This is a genomic window from cf. Phormidesmis sp. LEGE 11477, from assembly GCF_015207105.1.
Lineage (GTDB): Bacteria > Cyanobacteriota > Cyanobacteriia > Phormidesmidales > Phormidesmidaceae > Phormidesmis.
This window is the reverse complement of the sequence record NZ_JADEXO010000009.1, coordinates 36765-53087: the sequence shown is the minus strand read 5'-3', so window position 1 is coordinate 53087 and position 16323 is coordinate 36765. Positions and strand designations below refer to the sequence as shown.

Here is a 16323-nt window from a genome sequence, read left to right as displayed (position 1 = left end):
AGTGCTTGTGTAATAGGGCTATGGCGTAGCAAAAAAGGAAGGCGCAGCCGGAGCTGATGGGGTAGGCGATGCCGCTGAAGAAATATCTGCAAGCCCAGGAATGATCATGGCTTCACCGGCTGAGCTGGATAAAGCTGCTGCGCGGCTAGTTCTATCGCGCCGGTTCTGTTCGTCAGCCGCTTCACTAGTATCAGCGGCAATCTGGAGTTGAGCACTTTGTAGCCGCTGCATATTCCACAGCGACTCGCCGAGCATGGCGTTTTGCTGCATTTCCTGCATCTGCATCGTGGCCGCAATGCCAGATATCTCAGCGCTGCGCCGTACGATGTCTTGAGTAGAGGTCGCCTCAGTTGCTTCGCCTGACTTAGAGATCGCACTCTGCGTAGAAGCCAGTCCCGCCTGCATCATGTCCGAGCTAGTGGTGATATTGCCTTCGAGCCACTGGTCTCCTGCCTCAGCGAGCATTGGCGCTGCCATCGCTCGCCCTAGCTCTTGGTCATACTGGTTCGCTTTGTCGCGTCTAGACACAATCGGAGAACGGGTGAGAATACCTGCTTCCTCATCGCTTTCTTCTTGTGGCAATCGTATTTTGTAGGGGTTAGGCGGCGTATCTGGATTCCCGTCGCCGTCAGCACTTTCCCATCCATCACCGAGAACAACGCTTGAGATCTCTCCGAAGATATCGTTTTGGCTAGTGAGGATGCTTAAAATGCTTTCCAGAACACCGCCCATATTGCCGTTGAGAATATCTTTAAATATCTTAGGAGCAGGCCCACCTGCGTCGCCGAAGATATTGCCGAGTCCACCCATGAAGATATCTCCAAACGAACCTCCGCCCCCGCTCCCACCACCGGGCGATGATGGAAAGCTGCTCCCTGGTAGCCCTGGGAAAGAGGGAATGATATCGCCGAGTCCACCAAGATCGCCTAAGTCGCCAATAGACGGCTCGCCCGCCGCAATATTGCTACCGCCCCCACTGCCGTTGATGGCACTGGGAATATCGGATTCAAATGGGTTGTCGCTGCTAAATGGCTGAGTGGAGGCAATTGCCCCGGTTGCAGTCGCGATCGCTGACAGCGAAACCACTACTGCGGCCCAACGGCGCTTCCGCCGAGGCTTCGTCTCAGGCTGGGTTTGAGAAGTAGGATTAGACATGGACAAGCATAGGTTGAGAGAGCTTTTCACGGTTGCTGTACAGGTAGTCGATACGCCCTGCTCGGAGGGCTTCGACATAGATTTTGGTAAATGCAGCATGGGCCTGATACTTGTTAGTGAACCGAGCTGTAACGGTATCGCGCAGCCAGATCTCAGACTTGTTGTTTGCCAGCGCTGCTAGCCACTCAGGGGGCAGGTAGTGGTCGCAGTGAACCAGCTTTGAGTCAACGTCCACCAGCCAGCTAGACGAGAGCGTTTGCGCATTGGTGAAGAATTGCTCAGTGGTGTTTGGCGCTAGAACTGCTGGATCGTAGCCGAGCAGCTTCTCGAACTCTCTAGCGGCGTTGCGCGTGATCGCGCCGATGAATCGAACCTTCAAGTTGTTGGTAATTTGGCTAGCAATAATCGAATTAGCAACAGAAGCCGGGTCTTGCGAGATGACGACGGGCTTAATGCCCGAGGCCATTCCGTTTGAGCACATCATGCCGACAATACGAGCGAGCGCCTCAAACTTCAGCAGCACCGGAGCTTCATCGACGATAGAGACGCAGCTCCGCAGCTCGAAGGCTTTGCGCAGCATGAACGACTGAGCGCTGAGGGCGATGATCGCCGCGTCGATGTCGTCGTTAACGCTATCGAGTGCGAATACCGTGAACTGAGCGTCTGGGTCAATCGTAGAAGGCTCAGAGATTGCCTTACCTACCCGGCTATGTAGCCAGGTGCGTAGCTCTAGAATAATGAGACCGAGCGCTTCATCGATCATCTGCTGGCCGACGGGGATGTCAAAGTCAAACTTTTGAATAAAGTCTAGAAAGTGATGTAGTGTCGGCATTCGCTGCCACTCAGGTGAACCGATGCCAGCTGCAAAGGCTTCCTTAAACGCCGCGTCGTAGTGTTCGTAGAAGGGCGTCATTACCTGCACTAGGAGCGATCGCACTCGCTTACCTACTGAAGAAGTCTCATTGCCCATCACCATCAACGTCAGCGCCGTGACACAAAAGTCATAATGCTGCTTCAGCCTGGATTGACGAATAGACTCAGAGAGTCCCTCTAGCTTGAACGGATTAGGCGGCTGAAGAATGTTGTTCTTCTCAGTGGCCACGTCCACGTAGGCACTCATTGAGCCAAACATTTTAGCGAGATATTTGAGACTGTGAATGCCCCCTGGCTTAGGATAGTCAATGGCTAGAACATTCAGCCCGCGAACTAGCGCGTTGATGATGATATCTAGTGCGACGCCCGTTTTACCGCTGCGACTTTCACCAAAGCAGAGAATGCCAACCGTTCTAGCGAACAGGTCTACGTGTACCGGCGATCGCCCTTGCTTCGTAATAAACTCTAACCCCTTCAGATCGCCGGAGTACGGTTTGATGATGGGCATCAGTGCGGGCACCTCATCTGATAGATACACCTTGCGTCGGTTGTCGTTGTAGAGCGAATCCATCGTTACCGGCAGCGAGTTTAGCCAGAGCATCCAAGCGGCGTCTGTCTCCCGCTGCCAGCGACTTTGAGTAAATTGACCCATGAACTCGCGGCAGCTATTGGCGAGTTTCTGTTTGGTTGGACGTTTCAGGAACACCGATATCGCAGCGCTGACCGGCGCAGCACCTGCGTACATTCGACTTTGTGCGTCTACAGCTTCATTCAGGTGATGACTGGCTTCAACGTTGACATTGTTGCGTTTAGCGGCCATCGACTGACCGGCCATCGACTCTTTAGCGACCCGCTGTAGGGCAATTTTAGCGACAAGCTGAGGACTGGGCGATAGCTCGCATACAACCTCGCAGTCAGCCGTGTTGCAGATGTATTCCCACAAAAACAGCAGCTGATTGCTAGGCGAGATAAACGCAGCGGGTTTTTCTTCGAGACCGATGGCCGCAATTAGCTGACCGCCTAGTTCAACATGAGATCTTCCAGCTTTAGGAAAGCTTTCGCCTACAGCCAATGAGAGCGGATCGATGTCGCTATACTGCTCGTCAATAAAGTCCTCATAGAGCACGAGTCCCGTGCCCGCTTCAGAACTGTCTTCTAAAACCAGGTGATAGCCTAGCCCTGGAATTTGCGCGTTGAACTCAGTGTTGAGATTGAACGTTTTGTAGAGGTCTTCCCACAAATCAGAGACTCTGAGCGTTCTCGTCCGCAGACCCATTGCGGCCAGCATTGACTTAAAGGGCAGATAGCCGCTGTTAAAAGCGTCAAAGAGCAGTGACTTCAGCAGTTCTGTGGGCACCTGCTTTTCTTTGCCGAAGACTCGGTGATAGTAGAACTCAGCGTTGCTCAGCGCTTTTTCAATGAAGTTGCGGCCCTGGTTATCGAACTCACCGAGCTGGTACGAGGCAAACACCATGATGGACTTGTGTTGCCTGCGGCCCTGGTCGTTGAGCAGACGGACGTTCTTTGAACGAGCCGCTTGGAAGTACTGATGTTCAGTATTATTAGTACGCTCCATCAGCTCTGAGATAGTGACCTGTTCTTCGGTATCGTCCGCCGTTGAGCGAAACCGAATGGTCAGTCGCTGCTTGTCGTCCAATCCTTTGAGAGATTGTTCAATACGCTTGAGGATTGTTTGTGCTTCGCCAGGATAGAGCAGTGGATGAATGCCGCGTACTGCAAAGGCAAAAACAACAGAATATTCCCATAGCTGTGTGAGGCTATTTCGCCTGCGATTAAGATAACAGCCAATGTCTTCCCCTTGGACTTTCATTCGGCAGAAAGCGAGGAGATCGCACTGGTCTTCAAACCGTTTGAGCTTAAAGACCTGTCCTTTTTTTCCTTTGCCAGAGATAGATGATTTAGTGAGCATTTACTATCTTTCTAAAACGCTGTGAACGGTATAGCGACCCTTTACCCAGTTGGGCGGTGGGAGTAGTGAATAGGCAAATCGGATTGGATCAGTGCCGACGACGAAGAGCCAAGTGAGAGACAGGAACATCCCCAGCATGATGACTGCACCCATCTGTAGACCCAAGAACAGCGTGATACCAACGCTAGTGCCGAAGGCAGCTAGCAAAATACATAGCAGTGGCATCGGTAGGAACAGAAAGCCTGGGAAGCGTCCAATGGCACGATTGATGACGAGATATAGGCTGGATTCTTGCATCTAGGAATATCTCTCTGTTATGAGCCGAACAACAGACCGTCTGTGAATTCGAGTACGCCGATTAAGATAGCTATGCCAAAGAATAGGGAGAGGCTGCCGACTAGAATCTGAGCGTTTTGACTTACGCCCCCGACGATCACGCCTATTGCCCCAACGACGATGAGTGCCCACATAGCAAAGGTAAGGACATCTATAATGCTGGTCGATTCATCAGTTCCAATATAGGCTCCAATGCCACTATCAGCTGCATCTCTTGCGCCATCAAATAATTGCGCGTGAGCGGGGGCACCATGCGCTAATAAAGAAACTCCCAGAATGATAGCCAGCATGACGAAGAGCATTTTTCGTCTGCCTTTAGAGAACAATAAATGATTGATTATTTGGTCTGTACTTTGACCTGTGAAAAGAGCGGTGGCAGTAATACCGACGACAGCAGATACCACTAACAATGGAAGTTCTCCAGCAATGCCTATTAAAACAGCAATGCCGAATAGAGCGGAAAGAGCAAGAAGTTGAGATCTGAGCATGGTTTGAGTCGTCCGTAAAAAAGAATTCTCTGAGACGATGGTTTCAGAAGAAATATGCAAATTCTGTGACATTTTCGGGAGAATTAGTCCTGTTCGTATATCTGTTGTTCGATTACGCCTGTACATCTGACAGCCCAGGGTTGAGGAAACTGAGTGCAAAAGTACGAACGCCTAAGCCGACTGCGCCGATGAATCTAAAATAATTCTGAAGTTAGCTTGCAGACTGAGATTATTCATACATTCACCTTGAAGCTCCCTGTGTTAGGAGGTGTTTATTGATTGCTGAGCTACGTACATGTACGTAGAAAAAACAACGGAAATCCGATACCTCAAGATGATATTGGATCTCTCAATGGCTATCAAGGTATGGGTTTTAGGCAGTAATGCATGACTTTTTTGGAAAAGGCAGCACTTTCTGTAAAAAGCTAATCCCTTTTTGAAGTTTCATGCTAAAAGATTAAAAGGAAACACACCGTTCCTCAGTGAAGGGTATGAATTTCTAAAAAACAGGCGTGCTATCTCACAGCAAAAAACTTTACATTCGTCATGATGAACAACTGAACTTTTGCTGGTTCGTAAACAATTTTTCAGATCAGGGAGATGCTTTGTGGTGGATTCTAAAACCGCAGCGGGACGTAGACCAAATCTACAGTTTGCTTACTACGATTCGACTTTGCCTAATAGACTCGCTGATGATATCAGTCGATCTTCTTTCTCTACCCGACCCAAGTACTTGAACGCGCTGCTAGAGAAAGTGCTGTCTTTGCCGATGAGAACCTCTACGTCTTCTCATATCGACGAATTCTTCGTATGGGTAGAGCTGTTTGAGTCTCTACCGACCGAGCGCATTTGGCAGCTCGCGCCGACACAGAACCGGAACTTTGACCAGATGCTTAAACATCTGCTCGAAGTTGCGTTGAGCTATTATCCTGAAAATCCTCAATTGTCAGCCGTAGCAAGGGGCGTACATTCGCATAAGGTCAATATCCATCAGCCAGAGCTAGCAGACTACGGTAGGTGGTCTGATCTGAACTATCTGTCTGCTGTCCATCATCGCTCTTCTTGAGTTACTAAGGACTTTGGTGCGATCGCAACTAGCTGGTCTTAAACCGTTCCAGCGCTTTGAGGCCAGCTAATAAGCTTTTTATTGATTACCAGCATTGCGAAACATAACCGCGATCTCATCTAAGACCTCTGCCATTTCATCCGTTGTTAGTGTCCTAATCAGTCTGTAAATGAGATGTGCCTTCCTTTCCCTGGAGAGTCCTTCGATTCTTTTGTAAATATCTTCTACTTCTAAGCTCGTTCCTACCTCGGATTCAGAGCCTGGAGGTAGCTGCCCTTCAGTGCCGTCTTCCATCTAAACCTATCTTGAAAATCTAGGTGTGTTCTAATAGCAGATGCGTGTATGTACTTATATATACATCGCTTACTTAACACTTCTTGATAAAACAAGAAAAGTCATTCTTTGGGTAAGTTCTTGGATGGCGCTGGCGTACTCTCTCGGAGCTTATTAGCAAGCGCCGAGAGCAGCTCCGCCGCCGCATGGTTGTCTAGCTTGTGAACAAAGCTACTTAAGGCAATCGGACTTTCGACAAATTCTTCTAGGTTACGGTTGTGGGCGACTTGCGAAAGCCAAAACGCGAAGGCTTCGTCCGATAGGGCTGCTAACAGTTTCTCTAAGCTGTCTGTGGTGATCGCGTTGGTGTCATTTCTAAAGTTAGAAATCGCACCTGTGGATATCTCAGCTTCTTTTGCGAGATGAAGTCCCTTAATATCGAACTCCTTGAGGGTTGCGTCGAAAGCGCGGCAGAGCAGTTTCACAATTGCTTGAGTTCCGGTCGAAATTACGTCTTAAGTTAAAGATACAGAATGCTGTGTCTCGCTACGTAATTTTACGGTGAGAATTGTTTAAAGCTGAGGCACTGAAGCTATGTTGTGACTAACTCTCTTTTTCTACTGCCCTGTGCTGTAACGCCTTTTCTGATTTTATCTGCTAGTGCATTAAGCAGCATGGCGGTCTCTGTCTCATCAAGGCGCTCTACCAAGTCAGACAGCTCCGGCTGTTCTTCTACGATTAAATGCAGTCCTCTAGCTGAGATTAATTTCTCAATTAAAAATCTGAAAGCATCGTCATCTAGTGCATCGATCAACTTGTCTAAGCCGTCAGTTTTTATGGCAGTTCCATTGAGAAATCTAGACAGGCGGCTATTTGTGATGCCAGCAGCTGTTACCAGGTCTGTTCCTGTTAGTCCGAACTCATCCATAGTGGCCGTGAGTGCTGCGCTTATTTTCATAATTGAAAAAGCCTAGATCTCTTTTGCGCTTATACTATACAATACACCTGCATCAGATCCGCGTAAGGAGCGTGATATTAAAGTAATCCTTTCATAAACAGTCGAAAACCCCAGCCGCGCTAACGACTGAGGTTTCCATTTTATCGAGACAGGCGGGACTCTAAATGCTGTGGCAGGCGTTTTTATCGAGTGACCCTTTGTGCTGTCTATCTATATTAGCAGCTATTCTTCAATAGTTGCAAGACCTGCGATCGCAGTTTTATTTATGTAGGTAACAGCGGCCCGTCTCTCATCCACTTCATGAGAGATAGAACATGATCGCGATCCGTAATGACGATTTATTGCCGTCAGACCCATTAGCCCAGCGACTTAGCCACACCTTTCTAAGAAATCGCTGGGACTTTATTTATGCCTCTGTCCCAGACCCGGCTCAACCGGAACAAAAAGAGCTGGACTGGCAGACAAAACATCTGAAGCCAAAGCCCGAGTGGAAGACCGAGAGACGCTACCCGATGAAAAGCCGGGTGCTGTACCACCGCTGGGCTGACCCAACCGAAATATTAGGCGTCCGGTTCGACCACGCGACCGAATATGGCCTGCTGGATATCGACGTAGGGAGTCAATATCACCCCAAACAGAACCCGAGTGCGATCACAGAACTCCAGATTGCGCTAGAAACCATCGGCATCACCCGAACGTTCCTGGTGCGCTCAAGCTGGAGCGATGGCCTACACCTGTATTTCCCGCTGAACGGAGCCGTTAATACGTTCAATTTGGCTGTCGGCGTCAAATTCTGCCTCCAGACCCAAGGGTTTGAAGTCAAAGAAGGCGAGCTAGAGATATTTCCCAACGACAAAAGCTATGGCGTCGTCACCAAGATTCTTTATAAAGGCCACCGCCTGCCGCTTCAGCCAGATACCGGCTCCTGGCTGCTAGACGACGACCTGCAAGCTGTTAGCAACCAACTGAGCGACTTGTTCCGAGTTTGGGACACCGCCTCCATCGGCCAAGATATGGCCGAACTGAACAGTGCTTTATTGATCGCCCGTCAAAACCGACTAACCAAACCCCGCCGCCGCTTAAACAATATAGAGGTATGGCGGCGGGACTTAGAGCTTCTAATAGCTGAAGGCTGGACAGGAGCGCATCAAACGAACCACCTACTGAAGCAGATAGGCTGCTATGGCGTTGTCTTTGAAGAGCTAAGCGGAGATGCCTTGATCAAATACATCCGCGAAACAGCGACCGCTGCCCCTGGCTACGCCCGATGGTGCGCTCACCAACGTCAAATCGAGGTGCGATCGCGTAGCTGGGCCAGAGCCGTAGAAAAATACTACTGGCCGCTAGGCACCCACGCTAAACCGCGAGCCATATCTAAAGTAGTGCCGTTTAATCAGCAGCGTTCAAAAACAGCGCAGGAAGAAATCCAAACGGCGATCTCAATATTAGAAGAGGGCGATCGCCTACCGGAAGCCATTACCGCGAGAGCGCAGGCGATATCAGAACTAGCAGGAACGAGCTTAGGGACGCTGTATCGGCACAAAGGGTTATGGCACCCCGAGCATCAAGAACTAGAAAAAAGGTCTGTAATTCCCGAAGCAGCGGTCGATACAGCGCCTATTCAACCCCCACCGCCGATTACTAAAAAAGACTCAGAACCCTTGCAGGAAGGGAAATTACAGACCAAAGAAGAAATAATGAAGTGTAGCCCCGCCCCGCGTGAAGATTCTTTCAAAAAAGAATCTAAAAACTCTTCTCCGAGGGGGGTTCGGGGGGAGCAACTAAGTTTTCCACAGGTTGAACCCCCTATTTTACGTTTAGTTCCCGCTACTATTCAACGTTCTCATCCTGTGCCTCCTGGCATTAACGCTGAGCAAGATAGGATTATTCGAGGGATTCAGGTACAGGTACAACGTTTAGATTGGGCAGTAGAGGAAATTAGTCAATTCATTGCTGATCGATTTGATGGCAAGCGCCGCTACCAGTTGAGTCATGATGAACTGATACTACTGCTCTATTATTTACAGACACAGGAAGACAATCCAAGCAGATGATTTTTTCAGTTAGCGGAAAACCCCGCAACCCCTTTCTAATCGAAGTTTTCTTAGCTTCTGCCAATCTGTGAAGCATGTTGTTCTTCTGTGTAATTAAGGTCTTTTCTAGAATGAGCGATTTAGATATCAAAAGCGGTGATCTTATTACGGTTACCTATGAAGAACGAGAATTCACAGCTATCGTGATTGATCCAGACGGACTAGGGCCAGGTCAGCCTAGCGTCGGCTTCGGTTTTATGATGGCTCAAAAGCATATTGGAATACCCCAGCCAACGCTGACAAAGAGGGTCATTCAACATGACGGGGGTGAGTGGTTCAAAACACCATCTGGTATGCTCTTCAGGGTCATTCATCTTTTGGGAGCAGACAATAATAACTACAAGGTTATTGAGGTTTCAGAATGGTTTGACCTCGCAATGGACATTCTGCTGAGTCCTGGTCAGTTCCGAAAGCCGACTAAGGAAAAGATAGGTGCGTTTCTACGTTGGTTTGCGATTAAAGGTTTCTACGCTGAGGCAAACGTAGCGCTCAAAGGTGTGTACACCGGTAAAAACAGCCGTTCTGTAACGAAATGGTTAATTACCCGCCAGAGTGGAAAACCTGTACGTAAATCCTATACAGATTTAATCAGCGATACGGGTGCTCACGCTACGGCCTACGGGAAATACACCAACAAGGTATATGAAGGACTGTTCGGAGTGAAGGCCGCTGAAATGCGTGAGACTTGGGCCTTGATGTCAGGGAGCGCGAAGATTGCCCGCAATCACATCACTGAAGAGGAAGGGCTAGAAGCTGTGAAATTTTGCGAGGATTTAGTCGCTCGAATCTTCGCAGGCGATCTAGAGGAAGCGCATGACGCTGCGATCCGCTGGACAGTAAAGAAATTTAATCTGTCTCCTCAGTTCCCTAATCGTCGATAACGAATGCGCTAGCTATATTCGCAGTCAAAGCCAATTAAGAGGGTGACCCAGATAGCAGGGGCGGAAGCCCTGAAACACCCACTGGAAAGGGCAAGGAGAGCGACCCAAATCTCGCACGGACGTTAGTCTAACACGCACTACCGTTTCAACCGCTGTCGGTAGGCTTTGCTCCCAGGGCAAACGCATACTAAATTCGTACCAACGAAAGAATCAGGCTTCTAGCGTTTTGATAGCTCAAAAGTGATGCTATTTTTCTCAATAAGACCTGTTTTAATAGCTCTTACTGAGAAAATAAGGGAGTATGCGTTTGCCCTGGCTTTGCTCCTATTAAACTGCCAATTCTTCAGCGCTCATAGGTTCAATAACTTGAGCCATCGTCCGGCGAAATAGTTCACGAGTTTCCTTTGCTAGTGGTGGGCTAGTTCTTTCTGCCGCGTCAAACAGCGCATTCCCTGCACTGCGAATGGCACTTTCAGCGATCGCAGGTGTACGCATTGCTGAGCCTAGATAGTCCACAGCACTCATCACGGGTGACCCCCAGTGTAGTAGAGCAATTTCTTTAACCCGCCCGATCTCCTTACGCTTAGCCTCCTCAGGATATTTGGCTAGCACCCGCAGCAGATGGCGACAGACGAGCCGTTCATCTTCAGATAGGCAACATTTCAGCAGTCCTGCTGCCTCGTCTGTGACTAGGCGCAGAGCCACAGCCTTGATTGCCTGCTCGTCTTCCAGGCTCCCAACCAAAGGGAAGGCATTTTGGGGCGTAAGGGTTTGAGCGTCCATAGGGTCTAGTCAAGCGTCTGGAGTATCGTTATCGAGCGTGACAGTAAGATCCTCACCTATCTCCGTCCTGGGTTGTTCTTTCAAAAACTCACTACGGGAAAGCTTCAGCGGCTGTTTTTTGGCCCATCTAAAGTCTTCGTTCGAGTATGGAAATACGCGACCAGTCAGTAGCGTATAAGCTTGTTCCCAAGTCAAATCGTAGCTACGAGCAAAATATATAATCCGCGAATCGTAATCTTCTCGCCACCGCGTGAAATGCCCCTTCAGCGTTTGGCCGATGAATGCTTCCGCTGACATTGAACCCTCGTTCAAGTTGAGCGCGAGTAAAAAGTGATCGCCTATTTTGCGTTCTATTCTCAATGTTTCTAGCGGATCACCCGGCATCACATCAGGCGCGGATGGCAGTTCATTTGGATAGCGTTTTTCCAGACAAAGTTTTATTAGCTGAGCAGCAAGCGATCCCTTCTTATCGCCTAGATCTTCTGCCCATCTGCCGAGCAGCTCATCATACCCATCAGGTAGATTTACGCTGAATTTGGCCATATCCATAAATTTATCAATTGCCCACAGTGTATTACTTCAGGTCATCCAAACAGAGAAAGTATGCTTTTAAGGTGACTTGTAATTTATTAAAGAACCTTTTAAGATGACTTAATATGTCAGTTATGTATGTTTTTCTGCTTCTGTAGTGCCACCTGCCACCTCTGACACTACAAAGCTCTGACCTAAATAATGTGCTAACGGCTAGCCAGGGCTATTTGAACCATCACCACCAAAGAAAAAGGAATGCATCCACCATGTCTTCTAAATCAAAGGCAAAGACCGAAGCCGCCACTAATCCCATGACCATGACGGCGGCGCTGATCGCTGAAGAGCTAAATATCGCACCTGATGCGATACAAGATCGCTGGCCCAGTCTCAGTCCTGATACAGAGCTAGACGCTCAGCAAGAGGAGCGTATCCGCTACTGGGCAGCTGAGCTGGCATTAACGCCAGAGCGCCGCGAGCTGCGCAACTTGCTTAAAAGTCGAATGATTGACGCCGACAGACAAAACGCTGCCTTAGATGAAGTAGAACGGTTGATTGCGCTAGCGCATTCGAGCGACGGTGAAGAACTGCCAGCCGATCCGAAAGAAGCTGCTTTTATCAAAACTATCTACGAATCTGAAAAAAAGCTCCAAGGCCGGATGGCTGGACTAATGCCAGCACTGGCCGAAGAGGTCTACGTCACCGAAGCAGGCGAAGTGGTGCGGCCTTCAGTGGCAATAGCCCAGATCGAAACGAAACGCTACGACTCGTCCGCCTTGCAGAGCAGCTCCGTAACAGTCCCAGTCCTCAGCAGCGGCGAGAACTAAATGCTGAGCAGGCTGCTGAGGATCTACGAATCTCTGTGGCCGCTGCTGCGCGTATCGCGCATTTAGGCCGCTACCGAAAGCAATTTACCGATCCTATTGATACTGCCATGCACGATTCAGCCGCTAAGAATTGGCGCGACTATTTTATCTACGGCTTAGTAGGCAGTGGGCTGATGGCGGGTGCGATCACCTTGATTGGCGTTGAGAATAAAAAGCTATATGCGCTGTCACCCGTCGCTGGGGCTTTGGTAGGGGGCGCGGTGTCTAAGCGAGACGATCAGCACCGAAGAGTTCCGTCAGAGCTGGCGACTTCCCCAAGACGTTTTGCGGCGGATGTGACCATTGCGCTCGATAACAGCTTGGCGCACCTGCAAGCCGTTGAGTGCGTGGCCGGGGCAATGGCGCAATCTGCCGATCAGTTTTCTATCACCCTACAGCAAGCAACTAGCTCGAAGCTCCCGCAAACCTTTCTAGGCAAGGGGTTTGACTAGCTATGGATATTCAGTTTGTCAAAATCTCTCTGTCTGCTGAAGAGTCGGCAAAGGCGTTGCCTATCGTCATGCGAGCGATTGCAGCAGCTCCGGCTGCGATGCCAGCGCCCGTAGATTTCGGCGCGGTGCCTGCGGCTTTTCGATCGCCAGTAGTACCAGAACCCAAGCAGATTGCACCTGCTGCTCCCGCGCCATCAATAGCGCCAGAATCGCCTGTAGGAAACAGGCCAGCGAAGATTCAAGTGGCACCACCTACAGGTTCAGTGGCTAAGGCACAAACCATGATTTTTGATGCCAGTCTGGGTCGCTATCGGCAACGATCGCTATGGGACAGGCTCGTGAACCTATGCGAGCAGGCTGATCAATGGTGTCTAGATCGTCAGTGGCTCATACCGATTGGTGTGGGCGGTGTTGTCGGTTTCGGAATTTTGTATGCCTGCATTCGTTTCGAGGTGCCTGACCGCATCTATCAGCGTTTTGTCACAAACGATTCGCCCGCTTTGGTTGAGCCTGTAGAAGAGACTACCGTCCCGACTGAATCTGAGAATCTCTCCAGTAACGACTCGCCAGCAGACGCCAGCGACAAGGCTGGACAGCCCGCAAAGCTGCCACTGTCAGAGGGGGCTATCAAATGAGCTTGTTGGCAAAACTCCTCAACCGGAAACCTAGTGTAGAAGCGCCTGTCATCTCGCCTTTACCTGAACTGTTGATAAAAGCAGTCAAGCGGATGAGTGAGACAGATAAGGATGTGGAGGTAGAAGCGGCGACGCTGGCGTTGGAACTGCGCGAGCGGTCGGCTGACTACAAGAATGTGCGAGCGATCGCTACGGATATCGTTTATGAAGGTGATTCCGATAGTGCAGAGAAGCTGATGAATCTGCTGGCTCGGTACGGCTTTGGTGACGGCGCAATCACGATAAAACAGCCAGAGCGGATTGAGCGTGAGGAGATACCGGAAGCGCTGGGATCTTCAGTGCCAAACCTGCACCCTGAGAACCTTTTCTTAGAGTTGGCACTATCGCCAGATGCCTATGCCGCCGTGCTACTAGGCGATTCTGGCACTGGACTCACCACTTTGATACAGGCGCTGATTGGTGCCGCGCTGCGTCATCCGTGCCCAGGTATCAGTATCACGGTGCTGGATTTCGTCGGCGAACCAGATTGGCGGGGGCTAGCGGCGGTTCCTAATACATTGGCTGTTTTATCATCGCGAGACACAAAGTTCCTGGAGCTGGCCGCTGACTACATCGGACAGATTGCCAAAGAGATCCAGCAGCGTCACGCGCAAAGAACAATCAAGCAGCGGTCAAGATCATTAGGTTCGAGCTGCTGGCCTACATATTTTCTAGCGGTCAACGGTTGGCAGCTCGTATCAGAAGCGCTGGAGAGATTCACCTCCACGCAAATACAACAGCATCCTCATGCGGCCCAGCTCTTAGCTGATTTCAAATACTGCTTAGCCAGTGGCCCGAAGGTGGGCGTGACGGTGGTGGTAAGCGGAGATCGCATCAAGAACATGGGCATCAGCCAGACAGCCTTGGACACTGCGCGACTGTTTGCGTTGGGCGCGGTTCATAGTCCTGGTATCGGCGGCTATCGCGCTGTTGATGCGCTCTTGACTAACGCTAATCGTATTCCTGATTTGAGCGAACGCAAGGCGCTCAAATCGTTGTTATCTGAGGCTAAGACATTAGGCTTACCCGTGGTTTTGGCGCTTTCAGGTGTGCCGCGTTTAGGTGAGCTAAAAGATTTCAGAGATGAAGATCTCAATCTTGGTGAGATGTACAAAGCACGGAGGGGAAGCTGATGAAAAGGAGACAGTTTCTGACGATGGCAGGGTTAGTGAGCGCTGGTGTGTTCATACCAGCAGGGCGGAACGGCGGCGCACTGGCGGCAAAGATGAGCTTGGATGAAGACGACCTATATTGGCTGACGGGCCGCAGTTGGTTGTATGCGATCACCAGTGCTGAGGGGCTAATCGGGTACGGCAAAGAAGCCTATCAGATTGCTTACCGATACAAGCGCTTCGAGGGCTTTGACGATCACCCACGCAAGCGAGCAGAGTCACCGATTCCTGGCACTGACAAAGTATCGAATGCCAGCGGCCCTTACCAGATTCTTTCTCCTACCTGGGATAAGTGCCGATTGAAGCACCCTGATATTTGGCTGGTTGATGAGCCTGACTTCTCGCCAGCTAATCAGGATAGATGCGCCTTGGCGCTGAGTTGGGATGCTGGCGGGCATCAACATCTATTAGATGGGTGCCGCGTGTTGAAAGGCCATCTGAGCGTTGATTACGGCGCTTTTCAGAAAGCAGTATTTGCTGACTCGATTGAATGGGCCTCGTTTCCAGGGCATGACATCGGCGCGGCGACCGGCCAAAGCACGAAGCCACTGTGGAAGATCTGGACAGCTTTTCAGTGGGCGCTATGGGGACAGTGCGGCTATCGGCGCAATCTTTCGCCGGTACTGAATTCGCTGTCGGTCACCTCTCCGATGGGGCCACGCTGGGGGCGGTTGCATGGCGGCGTTGATCTAGCGGCTGCTGTCGGCGAACCTGTGTTTGTGCCGGAGCGATCTCAAGTTTTGAAGGTCGCTGAGGATGGCCGCGCTGGACTGCACGTTGTGCTTCAACCTTTGAATTTCCCAGAGTTAGAGCTGAGCTTTTGTCATCTCTCTAAGTTTGAGTGCGCCGAAGGTGATGCGCTGGCCGCTGGTGATGTGCTGGGCCTTGCAGGTGCGACTGGCACCGTGACCGGGCCGCACCTGCACGTAGGTGGCTGGTGCGGGGGTGGTCTGTTTGACCCCTACCGCTACTTAATGATGTCTCAATGGATAGCTTAATCATGATTGCCCTCAAACCCCCGGACAAATCCTCGCGTCTTGGATTCAAATATCTGAAGCCGACTGAAGGGGAAAAAACCAAGCCCTTTAAGAAAGAACAACTCAGCCAGAAGAGAGTCAGGCGATTACGCTTGCTGAATGTTGCATTCGGTCTGTTGTATGGCGGGACTGCTCTGTGCGCTGGTTGGTTTTCTGCTGCTCAGTCAGTGCCAGTGACATCGCCTCAGCCGGGGCCAGTAGCCGAAGCAACGACGCTGTGGGATAAGCTCGGCTCTCCTGAGTTTCAGGCGTGGCAACAGCGCTATCAAATCGAAAAGACTGCAAGACTGCTGGCTGAGGCCGAACAGGATAGAGAGACTGCAAGGGACTATAAAGTAATTGCGTCTCAAGCGCTGGCTGCGTCGTTTCTTCCGCACTCACCTGGGGAAGCGGTCATAACAACAACGAGAGTGGCAGTCGATTGTTTTGACGATGGTGACTTAGGTTTCACTGCGGTCGTCAATCAAATGGAACCAGACTCGCCCTACGTGAAACAGGGAGTGCTTGGCAACCTCGCTGAGTGCTATCCAGGAACGCGGGGTGCGGGCGGCGCGATTGGTAAGGCTGGAAAATTTCAACCGACTGTCAGAGAGTGACGACAAATCTTCTCGCCTGCATTTTGAAAAGTTTGAATCACGCTGAGTCACAAATTATTAGCGCCCTGCAAGTGCAATACAAGAGTGATTCAAGAGTAATTTGCACTGCAAGAGTTGTATAAGCGTCGTGCAAAGAAAAAGTTTGTATCAGCGTGACCGAAG

18 protein-coding genes are annotated in these 16323 nt (G+C 50.3%); 9 read left to right on the top strand and 9 right to left on the bottom strand.

Going from position 1 to position 16323, the window contains the following annotated elements; translation table 11 throughout:
- Positions 1–18: 18 nt before the first annotated feature.
- Genes IQ256_RS04850 through IQ256_RS04835 form a run of 4 tightly spaced genes read right to left on the bottom strand, consistent with a single transcriptional unit; the run spans position 19 to position 4854 of the window.
- Positions 19–1155, bottom strand: a complete 1137-nt coding sequence (locus tag IQ256_RS04850) for a hypothetical protein (RefSeq protein ID WP_193854430.1) — start codon at positions 1153–1155, stop codon at positions 19–21.
- Complete coding sequence (locus IQ256_RS04845) at positions 1148–3958, bottom strand: hypothetical protein (RefSeq protein WP_193854429.1); 2811 nt, start codon at positions 3956–3958, stop codon at positions 1148–1150. Before IQ256_RS04845 ends, IQ256_RS04850 begins: the two co-directional genes overlap by 8 nt.
- Before the next feature lie 3 nt (positions 3959–3961).
- Positions 3962–4255: a hypothetical protein gene (locus IQ256_RS04840; protein WP_193854428.1), complete on the bottom strand. Its 294-nt coding sequence runs from the start codon at positions 4253–4255 to the stop codon at positions 3962–3964.
- A 17-nt stretch (positions 4256–4272) separates the two neighbouring features.
- Complete coding sequence (locus IQ256_RS04835; RefSeq protein ID WP_193854427.1) at positions 4273–4854, bottom strand: hypothetical protein; 582 nt, start codon at positions 4852–4854, stop codon at positions 4273–4275.
- A 538-nt stretch (positions 4855–5392) separates the two neighbouring features.
- Here IQ256_RS04835 and IQ256_RS04830 point away from each other — a divergent pair.
- On the top strand, positions 5393–5848 hold the full coding sequence (locus IQ256_RS04830) for a hypothetical protein (RefSeq protein ID WP_228024582.1): 456 nt from the start codon (positions 5393–5395) through the stop codon (positions 5846–5848).
- 78 nt (positions 5849–5926) lie between these two features.
- On the opposite strand, the gene IQ256_RS04825 is transcribed toward IQ256_RS04830, so the two are convergent.
- The 3 genes from IQ256_RS04825 to IQ256_RS04815 form a co-directional block, all read right to left on the bottom strand.
- Entirely contained in the window at positions 5927–6142 is a 216-nt protein-coding gene (locus IQ256_RS04825; protein ID WP_193854425.1) for a hypothetical protein, read from the bottom strand.
- A 101-nt stretch (positions 6143–6243) separates the two neighbouring features.
- Positions 6244–6606 carry a hypothetical protein gene (locus tag IQ256_RS04820; RefSeq protein WP_193854424.1) on the bottom strand — a complete coding sequence of 121 codons (363 nt, stop codon included), beginning with the start codon at positions 6604–6606 and terminating at the stop codon, positions 6244–6246.
- A gap of 107 nt (positions 6607–6713) precedes the next feature.
- A complete protein-coding gene (locus IQ256_RS04815; RefSeq protein ID WP_193854423.1) occupies positions 6714–7079 on the bottom strand; it encodes a helix-turn-helix transcriptional regulator in 366 nt (121 codons plus the stop codon).
- Between the two features lie 314 nt (positions 7080–7393).
- Here IQ256_RS04815 and IQ256_RS04810 point away from each other — a divergent pair, with 314 nt between their 5' ends.
- Positions 7394–9133 carry a hypothetical protein gene (locus tag IQ256_RS04810; RefSeq protein ID WP_193854422.1) on the top strand — a complete coding sequence of 580 codons (1740 nt, stop codon included), beginning with the start codon at positions 7394–7396 and terminating at the stop codon, positions 9131–9133.
- Between the two features lie 110 nt (positions 9134–9243).
- Positions 9244–10053, top strand: coding sequence for a hypothetical protein (locus IQ256_RS04805; RefSeq protein WP_193854421.1), 810 nt, complete (start codon positions 9244–9246; stop codon positions 10051–10053).
- Positions 10054–10380: 327 nt separating this feature from the next.
- Here IQ256_RS04805 and IQ256_RS04800 read toward each other — a convergent pair whose 3' ends face one another.
- The gene (locus tag IQ256_RS04800; RefSeq protein ID WP_193854420.1) at positions 10381–10836 is read right to left on the bottom strand and encodes a hypothetical protein; all 456 of its coding nucleotides are present in this window, start codon (positions 10834–10836) and stop codon (positions 10381–10383) included.
- Positions 10837–10845: 9 nt separating this feature from the next.
- Positions 10846–11379, bottom strand: a complete 534-nt coding sequence (locus IQ256_RS04795) for a hypothetical protein (RefSeq protein ID WP_228024581.1) — start codon at positions 11377–11379, stop codon at positions 10846–10848.
- A 254-nt stretch (positions 11380–11633) separates the two neighbouring features.
- Here IQ256_RS04795 and IQ256_RS04790 point away from each other — a divergent pair, with 254 nt between their 5' ends.
- From IQ256_RS04790 to IQ256_RS04765, 6 genes are read left to right on the top strand one after another with little or no spacing between them, the layout of a single operon-like run.
- Positions 11634–12191 carry a hypothetical protein gene (locus IQ256_RS04790; RefSeq protein WP_193854418.1) on the top strand — a complete coding sequence of 186 codons (558 nt, stop codon included), beginning with the start codon at positions 11634–11636 and terminating at the stop codon, positions 12189–12191.
- A gap of 35 nt (positions 12192–12226) precedes the next feature.
- Positions 12227–12682 carry a hypothetical protein gene (locus tag IQ256_RS04785; RefSeq protein ID WP_193854417.1) on the top strand — a complete coding sequence of 152 codons (456 nt, stop codon included), beginning with the start codon at positions 12227–12229 and terminating at the stop codon, positions 12680–12682.
- 2 nt (positions 12683–12684) lie between these two features.
- The gene (locus tag IQ256_RS04780; RefSeq protein ID WP_193854416.1) at positions 12685–13317 is read left to right on the top strand and encodes a hypothetical protein; all 633 of its coding nucleotides are present in this window, start codon (positions 12685–12687) and stop codon (positions 13315–13317) included.
- A complete protein-coding gene (locus IQ256_RS04775) occupies positions 13314–14489 on the top strand; it encodes a hypothetical protein (protein ID WP_193854415.1) in 1176 nt (391 codons plus the stop codon). The genes IQ256_RS04780 and IQ256_RS04775 overlap by 4 nt, the downstream gene beginning before the upstream one ends.
- Entirely contained in the window at positions 14489–15526 is a 1038-nt protein-coding gene (locus IQ256_RS04770) for a M23 family metallopeptidase (RefSeq protein ID WP_193854414.1), read from the top strand. The genes IQ256_RS04775 and IQ256_RS04770 overlap by 1 nt, the downstream gene beginning before the upstream one ends.
- Positions 15514–16161: a hypothetical protein gene (locus tag IQ256_RS04765; RefSeq protein ID WP_193854413.1), complete on the top strand. Its 648-nt coding sequence runs from the start codon at positions 15514–15516 to the stop codon at positions 16159–16161. The genes IQ256_RS04770 and IQ256_RS04765 overlap by 13 nt, the downstream gene beginning before the upstream one ends.
- Positions 16162–16323: the final 162 nt, after the last annotated feature.